Source organism: Tenacibaculum sp. nBUS_03 (assembly GCF_051201695.1).
Lineage (GTDB): Bacteria > Bacteroidota > Bacteroidia > Flavobacteriales > Flavobacteriaceae > Polaribacter.
The window spans coordinates 2,854,411-2,876,120 of sequence record NZ_CP179214.1 but is presented as its reverse complement, the minus strand read 5'-3'; the positions used below and the strand labels follow the sequence as shown (position 1 = coordinate 2,876,120).

The 21,710-nt window shown below is 34.1% G+C and carries 20 protein-coding genes and 1 pseudogene; 16 read left to right on the top strand and 5 right to left on the bottom strand.

Features of this window, described 5'->3' with window-relative positions; all coding sequences use genetic code 11:
* Window positions 1-241 precede the first annotated feature (241 nt).
* The gene (locus ACMFBB_RS13295) at window positions 242-727 is read right to left on the bottom strand and encodes a hypothetical protein (protein ID WP_435261257.1); all 486 of its coding nucleotides are present in this window, start codon (window positions 725-727) and stop codon (window positions 242-244) included.
* Between the two features lie 92 nt (window positions 728-819).
* Window positions 820-1,899 carry a helix-turn-helix domain-containing protein gene (locus ACMFBB_RS13290; protein WP_435261256.1) on the bottom strand — a complete coding sequence of 360 codons (1,080 nt, stop codon included), beginning with the start codon at window positions 1,897-1,899 and terminating at the stop codon, window positions 820-822.
* Between the two features lie 137 nt (window positions 1,900-2,036).
* Between ACMFBB_RS13290 and ACMFBB_RS13285 the strand changes: the two genes are divergently transcribed.
* Entirely contained in the window at window positions 2,037-2,657 is a 621-nt protein-coding gene (locus ACMFBB_RS13285; RefSeq protein ID WP_435261255.1) for an HD domain-containing protein, read from the top strand.
* Complete coding sequence (locus ACMFBB_RS13280; protein WP_435261254.1) at window positions 2,647-3,669, top strand: helix-turn-helix transcriptional regulator; 1,023 nt, start codon at window positions 2,647-2,649, stop codon at window positions 3,667-3,669. The genes ACMFBB_RS13285 and ACMFBB_RS13280 overlap by 11 nt, the downstream gene beginning before the upstream one ends.
* On the opposite strand, the gene ACMFBB_RS13275 is transcribed toward ACMFBB_RS13280, so the two are convergent.
* Window positions 3,666-4,901: a hypothetical protein gene (locus ACMFBB_RS13275; protein ID WP_435261253.1), complete on the bottom strand. Its 1,236-nt coding sequence runs from the start codon at window positions 4,899-4,901 to the stop codon at window positions 3,666-3,668. The two genes, ACMFBB_RS13280 and ACMFBB_RS13275, sit on opposite strands and share 4 nt — an antisense overlap.
* A gap of 115 nt (window positions 4,902-5,016) precedes the next feature.
* On the opposite strand from ACMFBB_RS13275, the gene ACMFBB_RS13270 reads away from it, so the two are divergent.
* The 14 genes and pseudogenes from ACMFBB_RS13270 to ACMFBB_RS13205 all read left to right on the top strand — a co-directional run bounded on the left by ACMFBB_RS13270 (window position 5,017) and on the right by ACMFBB_RS13205 (window position 18,556).
* The gene (locus ACMFBB_RS13270; RefSeq protein WP_435261252.1) at window positions 5,017-5,670 is read left to right on the top strand and encodes a carboxypeptidase-like regulatory domain-containing protein; all 654 of its coding nucleotides are present in this window, start codon (window positions 5,017-5,019) and stop codon (window positions 5,668-5,670) included.
* 127 nt (window positions 5,671-5,797) lie between these two features.
* Window positions 5,798-7,366 (top strand): TonB-dependent receptor, encoded by a 1,569-nt coding sequence (locus ACMFBB_RS13265; protein WP_435261251.1) that lies wholly within the window; start codon window positions 5,798-5,800, stop codon window positions 7,364-7,366.
* A gap of 109 nt (window positions 7,367-7,475) precedes the next feature.
* Window positions 7,476-8,126 carry a hydantoinase/oxoprolinase N-terminal domain-containing protein gene (locus tag ACMFBB_RS13260; protein WP_435261250.1) on the top strand — a complete coding sequence of 217 codons (651 nt, stop codon included), beginning with the start codon at window positions 7,476-7,478 and terminating at the stop codon, window positions 8,124-8,126.
* Window positions 8,023-9,543 (top strand): hydantoinase/oxoprolinase family protein, encoded by a 1,521-nt coding sequence (locus ACMFBB_RS13255; RefSeq protein WP_435261249.1) that lies wholly within the window; start codon window positions 8,023-8,025, stop codon window positions 9,541-9,543. The genes ACMFBB_RS13260 and ACMFBB_RS13255 overlap by 104 nt, the downstream gene beginning before the upstream one ends.
* A pseudogene (locus ACMFBB_RS13250) lies at window positions 9,543-11,212 on the top strand (hydantoinase B/oxoprolinase family protein). The gene ACMFBB_RS13255 and the pseudogene ACMFBB_RS13250 overlap by 1 nt, the downstream one beginning before the upstream one ends.
* 12 nt (window positions 11,213-11,224) lie before the next feature.
* Window positions 11,225-12,022, top strand: coding sequence for an aspartate/glutamate racemase family protein (locus tag ACMFBB_RS13245; protein WP_435261248.1), 798 nt, complete (start codon window positions 11,225-11,227; stop codon window positions 12,020-12,022).
* A complete protein-coding gene (locus ACMFBB_RS13240; RefSeq protein WP_435261247.1) occupies window positions 12,022-12,351 on the top strand; it encodes a cupin domain-containing protein in 330 nt (109 codons plus the stop codon). Before ACMFBB_RS13245 ends, ACMFBB_RS13240 begins: the two co-directional genes overlap by 1 nt.
* 12 nt (window positions 12,352-12,363) lie before the next feature.
* Window positions 12,364-12,711, top strand: a complete 348-nt coding sequence (locus ACMFBB_RS13235) for a hypothetical protein (RefSeq protein WP_435261246.1) — start codon at window positions 12,364-12,366, stop codon at window positions 12,709-12,711.
* Between the two features lie 19 nt (window positions 12,712-12,730).
* Window positions 12,731-13,963: an amidohydrolase family protein gene (locus ACMFBB_RS13230; RefSeq protein ID WP_435261245.1), complete on the top strand. Its 1,233-nt coding sequence runs from the start codon at window positions 12,731-12,733 to the stop codon at window positions 13,961-13,963.
* A gap of 1 nt (window position 13,964) precedes the next feature.
* On the top strand, window positions 13,965-15,176 hold the full coding sequence (locus tag ACMFBB_RS13225; protein WP_435261244.1) for a cytosine permease: 1,212 nt from the start codon (window positions 13,965-13,967) through the stop codon (window positions 15,174-15,176).
* Window positions 15,160-16,245, top strand: a complete 1,086-nt coding sequence (locus ACMFBB_RS13220; RefSeq protein WP_435261243.1) for a DUF917 domain-containing protein — start codon at window positions 15,160-15,162, stop codon at window positions 16,243-16,245. Before ACMFBB_RS13225 ends, ACMFBB_RS13220 begins: the two co-directional genes overlap by 17 nt.
* Before the next feature lie 2 nt (window positions 16,246-16,247).
* Window positions 16,248-17,348: a hydantoinase/oxoprolinase N-terminal domain-containing protein gene (locus ACMFBB_RS13215; RefSeq protein WP_435261242.1), complete on the top strand. Its 1,101-nt coding sequence runs from the start codon at window positions 16,248-16,250 to the stop codon at window positions 17,346-17,348.
* A complete protein-coding gene (locus tag ACMFBB_RS13210; RefSeq protein WP_435261241.1) occupies window positions 17,323-17,829 on the top strand; it encodes a hypothetical protein in 507 nt (168 codons plus the stop codon). Before ACMFBB_RS13215 ends, ACMFBB_RS13210 begins: the two co-directional genes overlap by 26 nt.
* A 358-nt stretch (window positions 17,830-18,187) precedes the next feature.
* Window positions 18,188-18,556 (top strand): hypothetical protein, encoded by a 369-nt coding sequence (locus tag ACMFBB_RS13205; RefSeq protein WP_435261240.1) that lies wholly within the window; start codon window positions 18,188-18,190, stop codon window positions 18,554-18,556.
* Between the two features lie 33 nt (window positions 18,557-18,589).
* Here ACMFBB_RS13205 and ACMFBB_RS13200 read toward each other — a convergent pair whose 3' ends face one another.
* Window positions 18,590-20,365 carry a ribonucleoside-diphosphate reductase subunit alpha gene (locus ACMFBB_RS13200; protein WP_435261239.1) on the bottom strand — a complete coding sequence of 592 codons (1,776 nt, stop codon included), beginning with the start codon at window positions 20,363-20,365 and terminating at the stop codon, window positions 18,590-18,592.
* Between the two features lie 3 nt (window positions 20,366-20,368).
* The gene (locus ACMFBB_RS13195; protein ID WP_435261238.1) at window positions 20,369-21,643 is read right to left on the bottom strand and encodes a ribonucleotide-diphosphate reductase subunit beta; all 1,275 of its coding nucleotides are present in this window, start codon (window positions 21,641-21,643) and stop codon (window positions 20,369-20,371) included.
* Window positions 21,644-21,710 lie beyond the last annotated feature (67 nt).

The window sequence follows — 21,710 nt, the reverse complement described above, 5'->3', positions numbered from 1 at the left end:
ACAATAACGTTATCAAGTAACTACCTTAAAACGTGTTAAAAAAAACAAAAAGAGTAAAAAACTCTTTTTGTTTTTTTATTTACTCTATTTCAAAACTACATACCTACTCTGCTAAATCAGTGTATCAAAAAATAAGATTTTAACTATTTAAAAACTGTTGGTTTTCTGGTCGAATCAGCTACTCCATCCAGAGTTTCCATAGGCAGTAATTCTTTACTTTTAAATTACAGAGGCAAATACTTTACTTCTTAATTTCGTAGTTAAAATCGAATTTTATTATGTTGCTATTTGTTTTAATGTACTTCTCATAATTTGCTTTAGAAATTGTTGTTTTACTTTTAGTACCTGATGAATTACTAATAGTTTTATCTTGCATTATCTTAAAACTTACATCTTTTGCAATAGTTACATTCGCTGGTATTTTTGCATTCGATTTTAATTGGTATTTTCCACAAAACTTAGCATTAAAAGGAGCTTCTACTTCAATTGTTTTGTTCCAAGGATATTTGGTAATTATTTCATTTTGTTCTTTACCATCTTTGTTATTATAGAAAACCCAAAGATCTAGAACTTGGGAAGACTCATTGCTATTAACCGAATATGTTACGGAATATTTTTTTTTCAATGTTGGTGAAAAAGAGTCGTCGTCATTACAACTTACAAATCCCAATACCATCAAGAGAACTCCTAAAATAATTCCTCGTTTCATTACATTTACTTTTTTCATTTTACGTTGTTTTTTATGTTTATAAAATTTTGAGGGTGTAAAAGTAATTCTAGAGGTCAAGCCTCTCCAAATGAAAAAAGTTCGATTAACAGTTATTCGGACTTATTTAGTTGGTCTAAGTATTGTTTAGGTGAAACTCCTTCAGAAGACTTAAAAACACTATAAAACGTTGACTTTGAGAAAAAACCAGCTTCCTTAGATAGTCCGAGTAAAGAAAATTGATTTACTTTTTCTGTTTGCAATAATCGTTTAAATTCTCCTACCCTAAATTGATTCAAATAATGGTAAAAATTCTTTTCAGTATGCGTTTTTATGAGTCTAGATAATTCTTTTTCGTTTATTTTTAATTGCTTTGAAAGAGAACGAACAGTTATATTTTTTTGCAAAAACAATTTATTTTTTCTAATCTTTTGATTGATCTCTTCAAAAACTTCCAATGAAAGTTCTTCTGTTTTTTTATCTCTTTCTTTTTGCTTTACAGTTATTTCCTCATTAAATGCCTGATCAATTCTGCCTTTCGATTCTTCTTTAGTAACTACAATGGAAGTATTAAAAATTTCGGGTTGCGAAAATCCGTTGAAACCAATCCAATAAATCATAACCATTGTTAGAAAGGTTGATATAGCTGCAAAATAATAAGTGATTCCATCATATTTTATTTCTATCAAATCTTCAAGTATCCAAAAGAAATTAAAAAACATATAGATGTATACTATGGTTTTTATCCAAGCAAGTGTTTTGTTATCAATATTCGAATAATAATCGCCAAGTTGTTTTCGATGACGAGTAATCAAAATAAGAATATATCCTAAAATAATTAGATGAAATATATATTCAGATATAAAAAAAGGCGCATCCAATGTTTGCAGAAAAAAAGGTATAAAAAGTAAAAGGTATAATAAATGTAATCTGTAATTCAATGTTTTAATAACATAGAACAATAAAAAGGGAATAGTCATTGTTCCGGTCTGAAGAAAAGGAGGAAACTCTATCTCTTGACCGTCTAAAAAAGACAACAACACCTCTATAGATAGTGACCACAAAAATAAACCTAAAAACATATTGGATTTATTATTTTTAGTTTTTAGAGTTAAAAACAAAAGTCCCAACATAAATGCAGTTGAAATGGATATAATATTAACTATACTTATTGGTGAAATTGCAATATTCATTTATCAATTTTATTTCTACTTTGAAAAAGACTTGGAGTTTATTACATGAATCTGCTATTGATTTACAAAAGCACACTTCTGTATTATTTTTTTTCAAAGACTTATAATTTTTTCTACTTTTACTGAAAAAAGAGCCATTGAAAAATCGTTTTATAAGGTTACTTCAAAAATATACTACAGATGAAACTTACCTTCATGAGTTATGGTTACATCTGCATCATTGCTATACCGAAAAACACCGAACATACCACAACCTAACACATCTCGAAGAGCTTTTTCATTATTTTGATAGGTACAGTAACGAACTTAGTGAACCGAATATTGTAAGCTTTTCCATTTTTTATCATGATATCGTATATAAAATCTGGAAGACAAATAATGAAGAAAAAAGTGCAGAAATGGCTCTAAACAAACTGCAAAAACTCAATTTATCACCATTCTTTTTAGAAGGAATTAAAAGTCAAATTCTAGCCACGAAAACACATAAAGCTACATCTAACGATACCCAATTCCTAATTGACTTTGACTTGGCTATCTTAGGACAATCTGGTGAAGAATATCAAAAATATGCAAAAAACATTCGGAAAGAATATGACAAAGTTCCTAGTTTCCTTTATAAGAAAGGAAGAAAAAAAGTATTGCAGCATTTTCTTACCACAAAGACAATCTATCAGACGAAAATTTTTCGGAATAAATACGAAGTTCAAGCAAGAACGAATCTTGAAAACGAATTAAAAACAGAATTCTATGGCTTCTAATAAAAACGCTTTAATTCGATACAAAACAATTGATGCATGTTTACGGAATACCATGCGCCGTTGGACTTTGGATAATTTAATAGAAGCCTGTTCCGATGCTTTGTATGAATACGAAGGAAAAGATGTATATGTTAGTAAAAGAACCATACAGTTGGATATTCAGCATATGCGCAGTGATAAACTAGGCTATAATGCTCCTATCGAAGTTTATGACAGAAAATTTTACCGATATACGGAAGAAAATTACAGTATCAAAAACATTCCTGTAACCCATGCTGATGTGAAAATAATGGAAGAGGCCATCGCTGTATTGAAACAATTCAAAGACTTCTCTTTGTTTAAGGAAATGGATGGGGTTTTACAGCGTTTAGAAGATTCTGTTTATGCTTCCCAAAAAAGCAAAAGAGCCATTATACATTTGGATAAAAATGAAAAACTTAAAGGGTTAGAATTCATTGACCCGATTTATCATGCTATCAAAGAAAAAATAGCTATCCGAATAACCTACCAATCTTTTAAAGCAAAAGAACCAAATGACAAAGTAATTCACCCACAACTATTAAAAGAATACAATAATAGATGGTTTGTCTTGGGCCTACATAAAAGAAGTCATATTACTTTAGCTTTAGATAGAATAAAACAAATTTTACCTGAAGAAAATACAACTTTTAAAGATCTCCATATTGACGGAGATCATTATTACAAAGATGTTATCGGTGCAACTGTTCCTAATTCTAGACCGCAGCGCATTCAATTTTGGGTAGACCTCAAAATGGCGCCATATATCATAACAAAACCATTCCATCGGTCACAAAGATTAATTGAAGAAACAGAAGATGGAGCTATTTTCAATATTTTTGTCAAAATTAATTTTGAAGTGGAAAGACTACTTCTCGGTTATGCGGATTCTATTCAAGTTTTGAAACCTGAAAAATTAAGAAGACAGATCCATTACAAATTACACAACGCTTACAAAAACTATCAAAATGAAGAAAAGGACAATGAAGATTAAGTGGTGCTAATCCTTAATTGAACCTTTCCAGAAATGATGGCATTATTGATATCGACACCTGTATAGTTTCCTGTAGTTTCCCCTTCTTGAAATAAATGATATGCTTTTATATACATAGATACTTTTTGGATCATAAAAATACCCACTAGTGTAAAGTGCATTTCTAAAATCTGCCCTTTATTTTCCAGAGACAATCGATCTTTTTCCATCACTACATTTTCCGTATTACTCCTAATATTGTAATGGTACTCCTCCACTAAAAACTGTAATTTGTGTACTTCCTCTCCGATAGTAAACTCAGCGATATAGTTATTTGGAATCTTACCAAAGATACTAGCGTACGGACTTTTAGTGGACAGCCTAGAAAGTTGCTTTGGCACATGACTTAAGGCTATATATCGCTCTTTCACCAATTCTTGGGATAAAATTGGGTCAAAATAAAAAGAATTGGACTCTGCCTCCATCGCCTGTCTATTATCCTTTCTCACCATAATCATATTACCCGCTACACTATGATCGTACTTATCAAAAGAAGAATACGCCCCTACCAATATTGGTCGTTCATTAAGATAAGACTTCCCCACATAAAAAATAAAATTTGCTCCTTCTATTTTACCTCTTTTCGTAAAAAACTTAGCATCAAAATGCACAAAGCTATTTTCTTGTTTAATATTGCCAAACAAATTATAATATATTGGAAGTCCTTTTTTGTTTTGGTAAACAAAAATCAACTCAAAAGTTTTCCAGTTGTTATAAATAATTATCTGTCCCTTCGTCATTTTTTTATCTTCTCCATAATAATAACATACATAATAAAAATCTTCATTAGAAGCAGAACTCTTTAACAATTTCAGCTGTTTTTCTCTTTCTTCTTTATCATGAATTTCCTTCTCTATAAAATCAGAAACATCCTTATAACCAATATAATTAAAAAATAAAAACTTGTATTCTCTACTTATCTTGATTATTGGTTTTCCTGTAGAAACTTCTCTCGTTTTATTATACAAATACTTTCCGTTTACATACCCTTTTAATAAGAGTTCTAATTCACTTTTAATACTAGGTAAATTCGGGTCGAAATTTCCAAAACCATACAACTGAAAATCTTTATAAGTAGCATCAATAGAATTGTCTACTTTAAACTTAGTAATTACTTTTTCCAATAATTTCTGAAACACATATTTAGTCACTGTAAGTGTTTCACTACCTTCTGTATTAGAATATTTTTCCATAATCTTCCAGTTAATTAAAGTGGAATTACTAATATATTAATAAATACTTGGAATAAAAAATTAGGAAAAGCTATTGCTATACATTTACAACTCAAATCAATAAAAGCAATTAACAATGAAACGATTACTATTAATATTAGCGTTCTTTATTCCACTTTTATCTTTTGCACAAAGTGTAACGATTAGTGGAAATGTAAGTTCCAACTCTGAATCTTTACCTGGCGTAAATATTCTGGAAAAAGGAACTATGAATGGTGTTGTTTCCGATTTTAATGGAGACTATTCTATAACCGTAAGCAAAGAAGCTACCCTCGTGTTCTCTTTTATCGGTTTTAGCACAAAAGAAGTAATGGTAAAAGAGGAAAAGAAAATCGATATTGTTTTAGAGGAAGATGCAGCTTTTTTAAAAGAAGTCGTTATAAAAGGTTTTACAGGAGTTGTTGGACAGGCACGTCGAAGAGCTGAATCCATACAAAATATTCCAGAATCTGTAGTGACAATGACTGCTACTGAAATTGAAAATGCAGGAATCACCAATTTACAAACCTTTGCTGCACAGGTGCCCAACGTAAACTTCAATACGTCCCAAAATGTTGGAGTTAATTTTGTTACTGTTAGAGGTATTCCACAAATTCGAAATGGAGAAGCACCTATTTCTTTTGTGATTGACGGTGTTACGGTACCAGATTCTAATTTATTAAATCAGGAACTTTTTGATTTGGCCATGGTAGAAGTTGTAAAAGGGACCGCAAGGGGCATTATACGGTAAAAATGCTATTGCAGGAGCTATCAATATTGTAACTAAAAAACCAACTAATTCTTTTCGAAATAAAGTAAATTTCGGCTACGCTAATGGGAACACTTACAAAGGTCAAGGAGCCTTTGCTGGCCCTATTGTGAAAGACAAAATATACTATCGTATATCGGGAAGTTATAAAAAATCCGATGGATTATTCCATAATATCACCAATGAAATAGCTCCTGATTTTTACGATGATTATAGTGGTAGAGCACAATTTTACTTTAATGTTTCAGATAATTTCAAAATAACCTTAAGTGGACAGTACAATAACATAAAAGGTGGAGGTTTATATTACCACATCCCGGCAGATAACGCTACTAAAGTAGATCCAAATCAAATTGATGATGTTGTAGCCACCTCTGACGTTTTAGGACAGGCTTTTCTAAAAAACTTATTTGCTTTTGCCAAATTAGAATATGAATTTGAAAAGATGAAACTACAATCGGTAACCTCTTACAACAAAGCCGAAAGAAATGGCCGAGGAGACCTTGATCATTCCGCTGCTCCAGTATTAATGCAAGATCAGGATAGTAATTCAAAAGTTTTTAATCAAGAACTGAGATTAAGTTCTACGACTACAAACTCGAAATTGTCATGGGATTTAGGTGCTTTTTACCAAAGAAATGAGAAGTATTTAAGAACCCTTGCACAAGCAGACTTCGGATTCTTTGCTCCTCCATTTACCCCAACTGGTGTTTTTAATAATTTAGGAGTTTCTGATTTTACCAATACCTATAACACGTTTGCTGTATTTGGATTTTTAGATTATAAACTCAGCGACAAAGTAACCTTGTCTCTTGGTCTACGATATGATAACGATCAAATTAAACAAAAAAATCCAGCTTTAGGTTCAAATAACTCTAAATCTGATAGCGAACTACAACCAAAATTCTCTATATCTTATGCTCCGTACCAAGACGTTTTGCTATTTGCAAATTACGGTAGAGGATACAGAGTTGGAGGATTTAACGCGCAAAAAACTACAATTTTCGATAGAGAATATGATGCGGAAATCAGTGATAATTATGAGTTTGGTTTTAAAAGCAGTTGGTGGAATAATAGATTTATCCTTAATATGGCAGTATTTTATACCAGCTTAACCAACCAACAACAATATGGATTACAGTTAACACCTCCAAATATTATTTTAGGAAACTATAACTATAATCAAAGTAGCATTAGAGGATTTGAAGTAGATTTAAAAATGAGGGCTTCTAAATATTTAGATATTATTGCTAGCTATGGTGCTGTTGATGCAACTATAAAAGAAGCTGGTAAAGCAGGCGATACAGACAGATCGGCTTTTAACGGAGTACGAACTCCTTTTGTACCCCAAGATAGTTATAATCTAGCATTTCAATCCAATATTCCTATTTCTAAATCTTTAAGCCTTAAAGGTATTCTTAATTTAAAAGGAACCGGTGAAATATTATGGCATGAAGAATTACCTAATTTAAAAAGTCCGAGTTATAATTTATTAGACCTACGATTTGGTGCTACGCTTCATAAAAAACTGGACATAACAATATGGGGTGCCAACGTTCTTGATGAAAAATATGCACAAGAATTTTATTCAAGCCAATCCATTGGTGAACCAGGTCAGGATTTAATTTGGCTTGGAAATCCAGCCACCTATGGAGTAGAGCTATCTTATAAATTTTAAAATTTCATTCTAATCATTTGGATTAATATGTAGTTTAGTTAGAAGGGTAAAGCCACTGAACATACATTCAGTGGCTTTTTATAATCATAATCAAATAATCACTAATACAATGAGAGTCGCAACCGATATAGGAGGTACTTTTACAGACCTTGTATGCCTTGAATTTGACAAACAAACAGGTAAACCGATTGGCGTAAAGATTGCAAAATCAGACACCACCCCATCCAATTTTGAACAAGGTGTTTTAAACACAATATACAAAGGGAATATTGACTTAAGAGAAGTAGATTTTTTTGCGCATGGAACCACAGTTGTTATCAATGCACTTACCGAACGAAAAGGGGTAAAAACTGCTTTGATTACCACAAAAGGATTTAGAGATGTGTTGGAAATAGCAAGATGTAACCGTCCTGATTTATTCAACTTTAATTTTGTAAAACAAGCTCCGTTTGTACCTAGATATTTACGTTTTGAATTAGAAGAAAGAATGGACTATAAAGGAAAGAGATTAAAAGCACCAAATCTTGATTCTTTAAAAAATATTATTACTATTTGTAAGAAAGAAAATGTAGAGGCCATCGCCGTTTGTTTTTTACATGCCTACAAAAATGCAGAACATGAAATACAAGTTATAGAACACTTAAAAAAACTAGAAAGTGAAGATCGAAATAATCGCTTCTCACGAAGTTACGAGAGAATGGCGAGAATACGAGAGAACCAGCTCTACCGTTTTATCAGGTTATGTACTTCCTATTGCTAAAAAATACCTCAACAGATTGCAAGATAAATTAGCACAACAAGGATTAAAAGAAGCCCCCTACATTATGCAATCTAATGGTGGAATTACAACCATAAAAGATGTCAAATCCAATCCGATAACTATGGTAGAATCAGGGCCTGCTAGCGGTATTTTTGGTGCCATTGCACTTGGTAAAGTCATCGATAAAAAGAATTTAATTGTATTGGATATCGGAGGTACTACCGCGAAATGTGCTCTTGTAGAAAATGGTCAAGTGAAGATCACTACGAACTATAAAATCGAACATTCCAGAACCGAAGCCGGTTACCCCATACAAACGCCTGTTATCGATATTGTGGAAATAGGTAATGGCGGAGGAAGTATTGCTTGGATAGATAAAGGAGGAAAAATGCATGTCGGTCCCAAAAGTTCCGGTGCTATGCCTGGTCCAGCTGCCTATGGAAGAGGTGGAACCAACCTTACCACTACAGACGCGAACATCCTTACCGGAAGAATACATCCTGATTATTTTTTAGGAGGAGAAATGCAACCAGACATGGACAGCATTGAAACCGCAGCTACTCCTCTTTGTATGGAACTGCATGGTTCTAAGGAAGATATTGCAAAAGGAATTTTGAGAATAGCCAATGCCAATATGGTGAATGCTCTCAAGTTAATTTCGGTGAATAAAGGTTATGATCCAAGAGATTTTTCTTTAGTGGTAATTGGAGGTGGAGGTGCTATGCATGCAGCAGATCTGGCTAAAGAACTACAAATACAAGAAATTATCGTTCCTCCGCACGCCGGCGTATTTTCTGCATTTGGAATGTTAATGTCGGATATTAGAAGAGATTATATAAGAACCAATGTACTAAACATAATAGAAAGTCAAAAAATTGTGATTTTAGAAACTTTCAAAGCAATGCGATTACTTGCTTTAGAAAATTTTAAAGCCGATAATTATACAGAAGATGTAATTCAGTTTACGTACTATGCAGACTTGAGATATGCAGGCCAAGAACATTATGTAAAAGTGATCCTAAAGGATTTTTCAAAAAACATCTGCTTGGAAGATATCATTCATAATTTCCATAAAGAACATAAAAAACAATATTCGTTTGAACTGGATTCTGCTGTAGAATTAGTCAATTTTCATTTGGTAGCAGAAGTGGAGGTAGATAAACCAGATTTTCCAAAACTGCATATAACAAATAAATTAGTGGAAGACGCCATTTTTGATACCAGAGAAGTAGACTTTGATGATTTAGGCAAACATAGTACGCCATTTTATCATAGAGAGATGTTAGAACCAACAATGATTATTGATGGTCCAGCTATTATTGCAGAAAAAGCAACTACAACAGTAGTATCTCCTTTGTACAATGTACTCATTGACGCATATGGAAACCTAATTTTACACCTAAAATCATCTGTATAATGGAAAAATTTACTTTAGAGATAATTCAAGATGCACTAGTTGCAGCAGGAGATGAAATGTTTCAAACGCTACAAAGAACTAGTATGAGTCCTATCATATACGAATCGTTAGACTACGCCGTAGGAATCACCGATGCTAACGGCGAACTTCTTGCACAAGGAAATGGGGTCACAGCATTCCTAGCTGCTTTAGATTCTGTGGTGAAAGCAACAAAAGAAAAATTTAATCAAGTGGGGGACTTGAAGGAGGGCGATGTTATTATTGCCAACACACCTTATGCCGGTGGAGGTACTCATTTGTCTGATGTCTCTGTAATTTATCCAGTTTTCTACAAAAATAAACTGGTTGCATATACAGTAAACAAAGCGCATTGGACAGAACTAGGAGGTACCTTCCCTGGTTCGGTGTCTACCGTAGCTACAGAAATCTATCAGGAAGGTTTGCACTTTCCTTTTATAAAAATCAAATCCGAAGGCCAATTAAATACTGCAATTATAGATCTTATTAAAGCAAATGTTCGTTTACCAGATAGCACTTTGGGTGATTTATTTGCCGGAATTGCAGCAGCAGAAGTTGGTGCGAAAAGGGTAATATCTATCATTGAAAAATATGGTTTTCCTACCTTCATGAAAGCAAAAGAAGATTTTCTAGATTATGGAGAACGCATGTGTATTGAAGCGTTGAAAGAAATTCCTAACGGCACCTATAAAGGAGAATCTATAATTGAAGACAATGGATTTAACGAAGGTCCCTTTCCTATAAAAGCAAAAATTACAGTAAGTAATAGTGAGTTTATTGTAGATTTCAATGGCTCCCACCCACAAGTAAAAGGAGCTACTAATCTGTCATTTAGCGGTTTAGTTACGGGGTGCAGAAGCCTCTTCAAAGCCATAACCACTCCTCAAATGGATGCCAATGGTGGTGCTTTTCGACCCATGAAAGTACTTTGTGATCCGGAACAATTGTTAGCGCACAAGCACCATCAGCAGTATCCATTTACTACGAAGTTCTTATTTCTGCAATTGATCTAGTTTGGAAAATTTTAGCGCCGATAATTCCAACAAAATTACCCGCAGGTCACCTCAGATCTGTTTGTGCAACCTTCATTTCCGGCGTACATCCAGATACCAAACAATTCTTTATTCAAGCAGAACCGCTTGCAGGAGGTTGGGGGGCATCGGCCAACCATGACGGTAACAGAGGACAGTTATCCTGTGGAAGTGGAGAATCTTATAATATTCCTATAGAAATTAGGGAGATGCGCTATGGTATTCAAGTAGAACAATACGCTTTCCATAATGAAGGTGGTGGGTATGGTGAGTTTCAAGGAGGAAATGGACAATACTTAGACTATAAAATTACCGCAGAAGAAGCTTACGTAACTGCCGCATTTCATGGAGAAAAAACAAAAACCTGGGGAATGAATGGTGGTCATGAGGGATCCTATAACTACTTTATGATACTGCGAAAAGATGGTACCAAAGAACGCCATAGCCTTGGCACCAATATCCGATTAACAAAAGGAGATATTGTGCGATGTGTCACTGCTACTGGGGGTGGCTATGGTAGCCCCAAAAATCGTTCTGTAGATCAAGTTTTATTAGATCTAAAGAATGGATACATAACGGAAGAGCAGGCAAACGAACACTACGATATTCATCTTGTATAAAACTAGCTTCCCATGAAAGAAAAACTAAAAATAATGTATCTAAATCCTGTTGGCTTTGATGCATACGACTCTTTTTTTACAGAGATGATTAGAGAAAATAAACTCCCAAACTCGGAAGTTCATGTTACCTCTTTACCAGCATCCGTCGGTGTAATGGATAATTTAGAATACCGCACCTACAATACACTTATTGCATCAGATGTGATCAAAGCAACTAAAAAAGCTGCCCAAGAAGGATTTGATGCCCTTATCATAGGATGTTTTTATGATCCGCATATCCTAGAGGCACGAGAAATTTCTGGCGATATGATTGTAATTGGACCCTGCCAATCCTCTCTTGAAATTGTAACAAAACTATGCAACCGTTTCTCTGTAATCATTGGGCAAAAAAAATGGGAATACGAAATGCAGCACACCATTAAAACCTATGGATATGAACCACATTTGGCATCCTTTAGAAATGTTCAGATGAACGTACGAGAATTTCAAGAAAATCATGATTTCACTGCTTCCAAACTACTGGAAGCAACAGAAAAGGCCCTAAACGAAGATTACGCAGAAGCTATTATTCTGGGCTGTACACTAGAATTTGGATTTTATAAAGAGATACAATCCAAATTCATGGTTCCAGTAATCGACCCGTCGATTGCTGCGCTAAAACAGGCAGAGCAAATGGCTTTCCTGAAAAGAAAATACCAGTGGACGCCTTCTAAAATATGGAGCTCGGAACCACCTCCCGAAAAAGATCTAGAACGATTTGGTTTATTTCAAAAAGATTACGAATTCGGAAATAGAATCCTTATAGCCTAATGAAAACAACAAAAATTACCTATCCAAATCCGAACGAACCTTATAATAAGGAGCTACTATTGGAAAACAATCAAGGAATAACAACCACATTGGGAACTGTTTTTCTAAAAAAAGGAACAAGAATTCCAGAAAGTGGTTTTTCTAAACATCCTTTTAATGAGGTCTCTATTATTACCAAAGGCTGTATCGAAATACTACAGGAAGACGAAAGCATTCAAGGGTACCTAAAAGCAGGAGACGCCATATACATAAATGCTATGGAAGCACAAGCAGGGAATGTTTTAGAAGATACTACCTTAATCTATGTGCTCAACGAACGAAACCAATAATACGCAGCCAAAATGGAATTACAGAGGATATCCTTCTCCAATGGCATACTAGGAGAACATTTAAAAGAATTTTTCAACCATAAAGAATCGCAATTACAACTGCAATTCGGCACGGTACATTTAAAAAAAGGAACTCGTATTCCAGAGGAAGGATTTACCAAACATGAGCAAAAAAAGATAGTTTGTCTACTAGAAGGAAAAGTAAAACTACTGTTAGAAAACGATCCAAAAAAACACAAAACAATCCAATCGGGCGATGCATTTATGATCGATTATTATGAAGGACACGGAGGAATAATTCTAGAAGATGTAAAATTACTTTACGTTCTCTTTGGTGCAACATCGAAAACAATTCAATAGTAAAAAATTAATACCACATATGGAAACCAAAAATACACTCCTTATCAAAAATGCCAAGATAATTGATGGTACTGGCAAACCTCCATATGAAGGGTCTGTTGTAATTGAAGATAATCTTATTAAACACATTGAAAAATCAGATACAAAACAGCTGCAAGCCGATCAAATAATTGATGCAAAAGGATTGTTTCTCCTTCCGGGAATGATTGACTGCCACGTCCATGTAATGTTCAATAATTACAAATTAATGCAACATTTACACACACCGTTCTCATTGAATTTTTATCATGCTATCGCTAACTTAAAATCACTTCTGCATGCTGGAATTACTAGTGCCAGAGATGCAGGTGGAGCAGATTTTGGGGTAAAAAAAGCAATCGAACTAGGATTGATAGAAGGGCCTAAATTAAAGATTAGCATTACACCACTTAGCATCACTGGTGGTCATTTGGATGCATGGTTACCTTCTGGAATTACCTTACATCTTTTAAGTCCACCCTACCCAGGTAGCCCTGCTAGTATATGCGACGGACCAAGAGAAGTACGGAAAAGAGTTCGTGAAATTCTAAGAGCAGGAGCAGATGTCATAAAAGTATGTAGTACTGGCGGCGTATTAAGTCCTACAGACCATCCAGACTTTACACAATTTAGCAGTAAAGAACTTAGTATCATGGTAGAGGAAGGAGCTATGCGTAAAGGGATTAAAGTGATGGCACATGCACAAGGATTACAGGGTATAAAAAATGCCATTAAAGCAGGAGTACATTCTATTGAGCATGGTGTAACCCTGGATCAAGAAGCTATTGATTTAATGTTAAAAAATAAGGTATTTCTAGTTCCTACTCTTCTTGCCATACATTCTGTCATTGACGGCGAGTATCCACAAGCAGCAAAAGATAAAGCAAAAGAAATATTCGAAACCCATCAAAAAAGTATTGCGAAGGCGTATGAACAAGGTGTGCAGATTGCCATGGGAACAGATTCTGGCATTATGCAACACGGAAGAAATCTCGAAGAGCTACAACTAATGTGTAATTTGGGGATTACTCCCATGGATGCCATAGTTGCTAGTACGAAAACTGCGGCGGCTTGTCTGCAGATGGAAAACAAAGTTGGTACCATCGAAGAAAATAAAATAGCAGATCTTATTCTGGTACAAAAAAACCCCTTAGAAGATATCCATTCTTTATCAAATAACAATACGATTAAAGTAATTCTGAAAGATGGAAAAATAGTTAAAAACAGCATGTAATATGACACCACAATACAATACAAAATGGTATAGCCTTTCTGGAATATGGTTTGGAGGAATTGTAAGTGTTCCTGCCTTATTAGTAGGTAGTACTTTAATACACTCGCTTTCCTTTTCCAATGCCTTATGGGCAGGGTTTATCGGCTTCAATATCGTAGTACTCTTTATGTCACTACTGAGCGTTTCTGCCGTAATACACAGAAAATCTACAGTCTCCTTAGCTTCTAGTAGTTTCGGAAGTAAGGGCGCAGCAGTTATTGTTGGACTAGTAATTGGTATTTCTACATTGGGTTGGTTTGGAATACAAACCAATATTGCCGGAGCTTCCTTTGCTAAAATCCTTCTGGAAATAAATGGGATACATATTCCTGTATGGCTCTCCTCTATATGCTGGGGGATCCTTATGGTAATTACCGCAGTATTTGGTTTCACCTATGTAAAATGGTTGAACTATATCGCTGTTCCCGCCATCATTATCCTATTGGCATATGCTATGTACATAACTTTTCAAAACCACTCTTGGGAAGATATACTCTGTTTTCAACCTACAGAAAAAATGTCTCTATTACAAGCCATAGGATTTACTATAGGGTTTATTTCCGTAGGTGGTGTAATTTCAGCGGATTACAATCGGTTTGCAGCAAGCAAAAAAGATGCTATCCTAGGGTCTATACTTGGCATTGTACCCTCTGCTATGTGTCTTTTGGCAATTGGTGGAATTTTAGCAATTACCCAAGAAACCTATGATATTGTAACCATATTCTCTTCGCTTGGATTTCCATTTTTAGCGATGAGCATTTTGATTTTAGCTACGTGGACATCAAATGTCATGAATATTTATTCCTCTGGTTTAGCTTTTAATAATCTTTTCCAACTATCGGATAAAAATAGATCCAAAACTACACTAATCATTGGTGGTATTGGAATTGGGTTAGCTGCTGCTGGTGTATTATCACAATTCATGAATTTTATCACGTTTCTAACCATTACGATAACCCCCATTGCTGGGGTAATGATTTCCGATTTTTATCTATCCAAAACCTATACAGAAACGCCAGCAAAAATAAACTGGAATGGTATTATTTCTTGGTTAATTGGTGTTACTGTCATGATATTTATGGATTCTGAAATTAAAAATATTCTAGGAATACTGATTGCTATGTTAAGCTATTTTATACTTCAAAAAACAATAAAAAATGAGACTAATAAGTGAACATGATATCGAATATATCGCTATGGGATCCACCATTCTGGGAACAGGAGGGGGAGGTGATCCTTATATCGGAAAATTACTTGCACAAGAGGCAATTAAAAACTTTGGAAAAGTTCGTTTACTGCCTCCCAACGACTTGCTAGATGATGCGTTAGTAGTTCCTATTGCAGCATTTGGAGCTCCTATGATTTTACTGGAAAAGTTATTTTCTGGAAAAGAATTTACCGAAGCATTTAAAATGATGGAAGAATATTTAGGTAAAAAAATCGACGCCGTCATGTCTGCAGAAGCTGGAGGACTGAATGGTGTAATTCCTTTTGCCATTGCTGCCGAACAACAGATTCCTCTTGTAGATGCGGATGGCATGGGTAGAGCTTTTCCGAGATTGGAAATGACCACTTTTACCCTACATAATATTCCGGTTTCCCCCATTACCCAAGCGGATGAAAAAGGAAATAAAAACGTATACCATACCATCAATAATACGTGGGGAGAAACCTTAGTTGGAGCAACTACTATACAAATGGGAGGAAGCTGTGCTATCGGATGTTATCCAATGACTGGTAAACAGGTAAAACAGGCCGCCGTTCATGGTATAATTTCTTATGCTCAAAAATTAGGAGCATCTATTATTGATGCCAAAAAAGAAAATAAAAACCCTTTAGAATCTCTTGTGAACGAGGCAGATGCAATTCCTTTATTTACTGGTAAAATCAGTAATATCACTATCAAAACCGAAGGAAGATGGAACAAAGGAATTTGTGAAATTTCAGGATTAGAAAAAGATGCAAACTCTACGATGCTATTAGAATTTCAAAATGAATTTCTCTTGGCAAAAAAAGATGGTATACCAGTAGCAATAACACCAGATTTAATTGTCTTAATTGATGCTGAAAACGCCCATCCAATAACTGCAGAAAGTATACAATATGGCACCAGAGTAATGGTGTTAGGAATGAAGGCCGATCCACAGTGGCGCACTCCAGAAGGAATTGTGCTGGGTGAACCTAAAAAATTTGGATACAAAGAAGAATATACCCCTATTGAAAAGTTAAACAAAATCGTATAAAGATGTATTATAAAATTGGTGTAGATGTCGGAGGAACAAATACAGATGCTGTTTTAGTTTCTCAGGACAACGAAATTTTGGCAAAAACAAAACAAACAACCACATTAGATATTAGTACGGGTATAGAGAATGCCATAAAAACCGTGCTTTACAAAAAAGCAGTTCCAAAAGATAAAATCAAATATATCATGCTTGGAACTACCCATTGTACGAATGCTTTAGTGGAAAGAAAAGAATTAAATAAAATCGGAGTACTTCGTTTAGGTTTACCAGCAAGTGGTGGTATTCCTACTATGACCGATTTTCCGGAAGACCTAAAACAGGTATTGGCAAAGCATGTTTATCTAGTTCATGGCGGGTATGAATTTGATGGCAGACCCATTAGTCCATTAATAAAAAAGGAAGTTGTTTCCTGCCTACAAAAAATGAAGGGAGAAATAGAATCTCTTGCCATCACAGGGATTTTTTCTAAAACGTTACCTGACCAAGAACTCCAAGTTGCGCAATGGGCACAAGAAATTTTTGGAGATACTGTTCGTATTACTTGCTCTCATCAAATTGGTGGACTCGGACTCTTAGAAAGAGAAAATGCGGCCATACTAAACGCATCGCTTCAAGGAGTAGCAAAAAAAATGGTACATGCATTTAAAGAAACGGTATCCAAATTAGGATTAAACGCGCAACTGTTCATCGGGCAAAACGATGGAACGCTAATGTCTTTAGATCACGTACAAGACTATCCGGTTTTAACTATATCTTCTGGGCCAACAAACAGTATTAGGGGAGCAGGCGCTCTATCAAAAATCAAAAATGGTATTGTAATTGATGTTGGAGGAACCACTTCGGATGGAGGGGTTTTAGTGAACTATTTTCCAAGAGAAAGTACACAAGCCGCTCAAATTGGTGGTGTTTTAACTAATTTTAGAATGCCAGATGTCGTAGCCGTAGGAATTGGAGGAGGAACGATCATTAGATTTAGCAATGGCCAATGTAGCTTAGGACCGATTCTGTCGGTTATCAACTCAAAGAAAAAGCAATCGCATTTGGAGGCAATATATTTACTTTATCCGATCTCTTTTGGCAGAAGGAAAGCTAAACATTGAAAACGCCTTACCAGCAAAGAAACTACAACAAGAAATGGAAAATCATGTACAACTTCCTTATAAAAAGATTGTTACAGAAGTACGTTCTTGTATTCAAATCGAAATTGAAAAGCTAGTAGACAAATTAAAAACAGAATCTAAAGATATTCCTGTTATTGCTTGTGGCGGTGGTGCCTTTTTATTACCGGATAGTATTAAAGGTGCATCGAAAGTCGTATTTCCAGAACATATGGAAGTGGCAAATGCCTTTGGTGCTTGTATTGCCCAAATGAGTAGCGAGAAAGAGATTGTAATACAAACTACAAAACATAACGAAACCGAAATGTTGGAAAAACTAATCGATGAAGTACAGGAAACATTAACTCAAAAAGGAACGGATAAAAACAGCATCCATATGATAACTAAAGAATCTATTCCTTTAGCTTATTTACCTGGTGCAGTACGATTAAAGGTTAAACTTTGTGGAAATCTAATTCATTAAACATGATTTCAAAGAAAATTAATGATATCAAATAGCACCTTTAAGGTCATACCGAAAAAATACACTATAATTCAGTGTATTAAGTTATACGACTCTCTAAAAAAATCGGTGTTAGTTTGTTTTTAATTATTGTTATGAGAGGGAACTTGATGTTAAGGAGGTTACACTATTATAGTTAACCTCCTTTTTATTGAAACTCTATTTTATAAAAAAGTAGTCTGAAATATCCGTTATTTATACTCATATACTTGAAAAGATAATATTTACTTATTTATTTTTATTTAGAATAATTATAAATAACTACATTTGTAAGTATTATTCCCATCCAAATATTTGATGGTTTCAAGAAATACGAAAAATGAAAATAGATATAGATAGAATAGATAAAATACATTCCAATAAAATTGGAATAGCTTTTTTTGATAAAAGTGAAATCGAAAATATAGATTTTGAACAAGACATTTACCTTCTTTTCAATAATACCATTTTAATATTTAATATTTTTGAATTGGAAATTTTCTTTCAAGATGTAATCAATACAATGAACAACGTTTCTGAATCTTCAAAAGGAAAACATTCAAAATATTATAAATGCATTATCCTAGAAACCCCTTTGCACCAGCTTCGACTTGTGAGTAGTTATAACGATTTACAATTGTTGAAAGATCTTATTAAAGGTACTCTTTTCCAAATTGAACTATCAGGTATCTTAAAGGAAATTTTATAATTTTTCTTTAAAATATCCTGATAGTTAGATTTATTATGCTTCACAACTACTACATTCCTTCTTTTGTTTAAATTTTTGTGCTGCATTCATACTGTGTTGGTAATAAAGAGACTTTAGTCCTAATTTCCATGCAGTAATGTGAATTTTATTAATTTCCTTTATTGGCATATCTGGGTGAACAATTATATTTAGCGACTGTCCTTGATCTATGTGATGCTGCCTACTTGCTGCTTGATATATAATATTCATTTGATCAATTTCCGAATAGGTCTTAAATACATTTTTTTCTTTATCGGAAAGAAAATCTAAGTCTTGTACTGATCCATCTTTATCTCTAATATGTCGCCAAACTTCTTTAGAATCCATTCCTTTTTCTTGTAATAATTTCACTAAGAATGGGTTTTTAATCGTAGTTTTAATTTTAGCGATATCTTTCACATAAATATTTGACCATACTGGTTCTATACCTTGAGAAACTTGACCTAAAATAAATGCCGAAGAAGTTGTAGGGGCTATAGCATTAAGTGTAGTGTTGCGTCTTCCATACCCTTTAAGCATTTTTGGTTCTCCAAAAGTAGCCGCTAAACTTTTGGAAGCCTCATAAGAACGTTCTTTTAAAACTTTAAAAATTTCATTATTTAGATTAAATGCCTCTTGGCTTTCAAACTCCATCATTTTCGACTGCAACAAAGAATGCCATCCTAAAACTCCCAAGCCTAAGGCTCTATGCTCTTTTGCAAAATTATAAGCTCTTTCCATGAATAGGAAAGTTTGCTGATCATCCTTACTTTCTGAATCTCTATATATTTCTAGCTTTTCAATGAACTCTGTTATCACCGCATCCAAAAAGTATACTAAAGTTTCTACAGCATCAGTATGTTTCCACTTATCATAATGTAATAAGTTCATACTAGAAAGTACACATACAAAGGAAGATGTATCATTTGAAGGGAGCATTATTTCTGTACATAAATTGCTGGCATGAATTCTTTCCTTTTTCTCTTGATAGATATCAGCTGCATTGTTATTGGCATTATCTGTAAAGAAAATATAAGGATATCCCATTTCTCCTCTACTTTGTAACACTTTCGCCCAAATAATTCTTTTCTCTTCATCACCATCAATCATGGATTGCATCCAAGCATCGGTAACCGTTACCCCATGAGTTAATTCTTGAATAGGATTACCTTCCGTACCTATCTCTAAAAACTCTTTAATATCTGGATGTTCTATAGGAAGGTATGGAGAAAAACGCCCTCTTCTAACCGATCCTTGACTCACCACATCTACCATGGATTCAAAAAGCCTCATAATATGAACCGCACCCGAAGCTTCTCCATTATTTTTAATCGGAGCTCCTCGGTGCCTAATTTTCCCAAAATATCCAGAAGTACCTCCACCTAATTTAGACATCATTCCGACCTCAGACTGCGAAAATAAAATATTGCCAATATCGTCATCGACGTGCGAACCAAAACAACTAACTGGTAACCCACAATCTTTTCCAAAATTAGACCAAACAGGAGAGGCTAAAGAATAAAAACCTTCCGACATGTAATAATAAAACTTATCTGCAAAACCAGGAATCTTCAAGATTTCCTCTGCTCTTCCTGCTATCGCTTCTATCCTACTCTCTGCAGATTCACTTTCGCTCAGATAACCAGAAGACAAAAACTTCCTACTATTCTCATTCAACCACAAAAACGGGGTGTCAGAGTTCCTATTCATTTTATTTTTAGCTTTTCTTTGTTGATCTAAAAGCCTTTGATGTTTATCTATATTTACATCAGTTCTTATATTATTTTTCATATGTTAAAAGAGATCGTCGCTTGTTATACTTTGTGTTCTTTTGCTATAATTAATAGAACGTTTAACAAAGAAATCTCCATGTTTAGTTCCTATAATTTCATCATCAAACCATTCCGTTTGTGCTAAGAGTAGCTCATCTATTTCAAAAACCTTTTCCATACCAATGGCAATCAATGATTTATTGAATCTATTTTTTATAAATTCATTAACTACATTTTTTGGCATAAAACTAAGCTCACCTGCTTCAAAAATCCAATCTACAATATCACATTCTGCTTCAAAAGCTTTTAAACACATCTCTCTAATTATACTGCGGTACTCTGGTGTGAACCATTCAGGATGTTCTTTTTGAAGAATCTTTATTAAATCGATACCGAAATCACCATGAATTTGTTCTTCTTTCGAAGTTGCTTCTACTACATTAGAAATACCTTTCAATTTATTTCTATGCTTATTAAATGCCATTATAATCAAAAACTGTGAAAACAAGGATACATGTTCAATAAATAAAGAAAATAATAAAATCGATTCTGCATATTCTTTGTTGCTATCACTTTTTGCATTTTTCAATGCTGACTCCAAGTAAAAAACCCTCTTCATTACAGCAGGTTTCTTTTTTAAAAGTTTGAACTCTTCATTTAAACCAAGAATTTCCAGAAGATGTGAATACGCATCATGATGACGAACTTCACTTTCTGCAAATGTAGCTCCTACCGAACCAATTTCTGGTTTTGGCATACGATGGTATAAATCACCCCAAAAACTTTTTACAGCTACTTCTATTTGCGAAATGGCAAGCATCGTGTTTTTGATAGCATTTCTTTCAATTGCTGATAAGCCAGATTTAAAATCTTGAATGTCACTTGTAAAATTAAATTCGGTATGAATCCAATAAGAATGACGAATAGCTGGAACGTACTCATACAAATGAGGATACTCATAGGGTTTAAGATTCACTCTTTTTTCAAAAATATCTGTTTCCCTCTCCTTTGTTCGTTTATTACGATATAAAATATAAGCTTTTGCTACCCTAGGAAACTTACTTTCCATCAAACAAAGTTCTACCACATCTTGTACCTCTTCGATAGTTGGCGTATACTCAGAATCTTGTTTCTTTTTGGTTAGTAATAAATCGTAAGCACTCAGTGCAATGTTTTGTGCACTATCTTCAGAGCCTTGACCAACCGCAGTCATAGCCTTGAAAATAGCATTTGTAATTTTATCTAAATAAAATTTTTCAATACTAAAATCTCTTTTTATAATTTCTTTGATCCCCATAATTAAAATTTAGATTAATTCTAAATAGTAAATATCTTACTAATTTTAATCCTATTTTAAAGTTATA